1 protein-coding gene is annotated in these 580 nt (G+C 38.4%); it reads left to right on the top strand.

Annotated features, from left to right (window positions below; genetic code table 11):
* The first annotated feature begins 21 nt into the window (after positions 1 to 21).
* Positions 22 to 486 carry a hypothetical protein gene (locus tag H4J39_RS00035; RefSeq protein ID WP_182225422.1) on the top strand — a complete coding sequence of 155 codons (465 nt, stop codon included), beginning with the start codon at positions 22 to 24 and terminating at the stop codon, positions 484 to 486.
* Positions 487 to 580: the final 94 nt, after the last annotated feature.

The following is a 580-nucleotide window of genomic DNA, read 5'->3' as shown; positions in this document are numbered from 1 at the left end:
GTTATAAGTCGCTGGAGAATTATGGCTCGTCGAAAGGAGTTAGGCAGTATCGCTAGCGGTATTATCGGTTCATTCAATAGTCGAAATAATGATATTGATGGTTATTGGGCTATAGGTAAACTTTACAATCTTGTAGTTCAACATGAAATAAAGGCTGTCTTTGTCGACTTGAGAACTAAAGAGATAACTCCACCTTCAAACAACTTTGATTTGATGATTACCAATTATCACAATATGCTCAATCGATTGTTGGTAAAACATAATATCCCATCGGAATGGGTTATTTCGGTAAAAATCTCTGTAGTATTTGAAGCAGAGTACGAAAACAAGCATCACTATTGGCGAAGTGCATTAGGTAACCCTTGCAATCTTAAGTGTGATATTTTGGATGACAATGGCCGCCATCATGTAACATATGCTTATAACAACTGCATGCCTCACGATCCGAGTAAGGAAAGTCAAAGCTGCAGAGTAGGCAACTTATAACAAGCCATTCAAGCAGGACTTTTAACAGTTGGCTAGGTTCCGCTACGCTACACATTTTAGCCAACAATTAAAAGCCTCTTAATGGGGCGTTATA

The sequence above is a fragment of the Colwellia sp. Bg11-12 genome (assembly GCF_014076955.1).
Lineage (GTDB): Bacteria > Pseudomonadota > Gammaproteobacteria > Enterobacterales > Alteromonadaceae > Colwellia_A.
The sequence above is the reverse complement of the archived record's forward strand: the minus strand, read 5'-3'. Positions and strand labels throughout refer to the sequence as shown.